The sequence below is a fragment of the Thermostichus sp. OS-CIW-20 genome (genome assembly GCF_054061455.1).
Genome location: NZ_JBSSEF010000062.1, coordinates 1 through 1,803 on the forward strand (window position 1 = coordinate 1; position 1,803 = coordinate 1,803).

The window sequence follows — 1,803 nt, forward strand, 5'->3', positions numbered from 1 at the left end:
CAGCCGATAAACACGAATCTGTCGCGCTTGAGCCAGTCGTCGACGATGTCGAACCATCCTCGCTCCTGGCGCGCGCGCCCTACTGCGATGGTCATCTCAACCTCTCCTTAAAAACATGATGAGGACATTAATGAAACTACAAATTTTGCTCCTTTGAAGCAAGACTGGTGCCTAGGTATAAAGACTCAGTCTGCGAACTTGTCGCCTTGGTTTCCCTGCACGGATTCCTGGCCAGAACTGACCAACCGCTGCTTCAGGCAGCTTTGCTGGCGTTCCGAACTGCTCTTGGAATCCTCAGCAGAGCTGTGGCGATCCCGACGAGCCGCCCTAGGGCCACCGAACAAGTTTCACGGCTGTCGGCATTACAATTTAGCCTACGCCAGTAAAGACTTGTAAATTGCTTTCATTATAGAGGGGGGGGACTCGTTCCCATCAAGTCCGAGGTGGCTGGGATCTTCACAGACTGTAATCTTTGCGGTTTTTCTCTCCTGAGATATTGAGCTAGAGGGGCTGCCTCACCCTGGGGAAGGCCGAAGGCACAAGATCCGATATCCTTGAAGGGCGAGGCAATCCACCTGAGAGGAATCTATGGCTAGTGAGATCTTCACCATTGCTGGGCTCTCCATCGTCCTGACCCTAGTGGGTGTGGCGCTTGGATACGGGATCTTGCGCATCACCCAGGGCGGGGCCGAGTAGGGATTTCCTCATTTGGTAAAACATGAAAATCGGCATCGTCGGCGCCGGGGCAGTCGGGGGGCATTTGGCCGTTTGCCTGGCTCGCGCCGGCTTTTCAGTCAGTGTGGTGGCGCGGGGATCCCACCTGCAGGCCATCCGCAGCCAAGGCTTGAAGCTGATCCGGCAGGGGGATCCCCCTGTGGCTTGGGTAGAGCGGCTGACGGCCAGCGACGACTTGGCTGAGCTGGGGCGGCAAGATGTGGTGATCGTTGCTGTCAAGGCCCACAGCTTGCCCCTGCTTGCCCCGCAATTGGGATCCCTGTGTGGCCCGGATAGCCCCGTTGTGGTTGTCCAGAATGGTATCCCCCGGTGGTACTTTTACCGGCATGGCGGCGAGTTTGAGGGGCGCTCCTTGACTTCGGTGGATCCGGGCGGGGTGATCGCCGCGCATCTGCCAGTCGAGCGGGTGATCGGCTGTGTGGTGTACATCGCCGTGCAGTTGGCAGAGCCGGGGGTAGTTTTGCATACCGGTGGCGGGCGCTACATTCTGGGAGAGCCGGATGGGTCGTTGTCGGAGCGGCTGCGCTCTCTGGCGGCCATCTTTGAGCAGGGGCAGCTTTCTGTGGCCCTCACCTCCCAAATTCGGGTCGAGATCTGGCAAAAACTTTGGGGGAACGCCGCCTTCAATCCCATCAGCGCCCTTACCCGCGCGGCCCAAGACGCAATTGCCCAGTACCCGCCCACCCATGCTTTGGTTCGGTCGGCGATGCAGGAAACCGAGGCGGTGGCCCAAGCATTTGGGATCCGGCTGCCGGTCTCTTTGGAAGAGCGGCTGAAGGATGCAGCCCGTGTGGGCTCCCATCGCACCTCGATGCTGCAGGATATCGAGCGGGGGCAACCGACGGAGATCGAGAGCATTGTCGGCGCCATCACGGAGCTGGGGCGTTGGGCGGGGATCCCGACTCCCCATCAGAACCTCTGGGGTACTCCCGCCACAGCGCAGCTTGGCGGGATGGGGGATAGGCGGTGAGATGAAGGGGTTCAATGCCCCTGAGTCTCACAATCTGGGCGTTGCCTGCTGCTCGACATACTTCTTCAACTCCTCAACGGTGACCCCACCACAAGAGG

At 59.6% G+C, this 1,803-nt stretch carries 2 protein-coding genes and 1 pseudogene; 2 read left to right on the forward strand and 1 reads right to left on the reverse strand.

Features of this window, described 5'->3' with window-relative positions:
• The first annotated feature begins 588 nt into the window (after positions 1-588).
• Together petM and ACVWXC_RS13295 are read left to right on the forward strand one after the other, a co-directional pair.
• Positions 589-696 (forward strand): cytochrome b6-f complex subunit PetM, encoded by a 108-nt coding sequence (gene petM / locus ACVWXC_RS13290; protein ID WP_011431156.1) that lies wholly within the window; start codon positions 589-591, stop codon positions 694-696.
• Between the two features lie 22 nt (positions 697-718).
• A complete protein-coding gene (locus tag ACVWXC_RS13295) occupies positions 719-1,705 on the forward strand; it encodes a ketopantoate reductase family protein (RefSeq protein ID WP_414403048.1) in 987 nt (328 codons plus the stop codon).
• A 27-nt stretch (positions 1,706-1,732) separates the two neighbouring features.
• Here the strand turns inward: ACVWXC_RS13295 and ACVWXC_RS13300 are convergent.
• Positions 1,733-1,803: pseudogene (locus ACVWXC_RS13300) on the reverse strand (IS200/IS605 family transposase); the annotation flags it as partial.

Coding starts and splice junctions, on each gene's coding strand:
- petM (WP_011431156.1), top strand. CDS start 589: ATGGCTAGTGAGATCTTCACCATTGCTGGGCTCTCCATCGTCCTGACC.
- ACVWXC_RS13295 (WP_414403048.1), top strand. CDS start 719: ATGAAAATCGGCATCGTCGGCGCCGGGGCAGTCGGGGGGCATTTGGCC.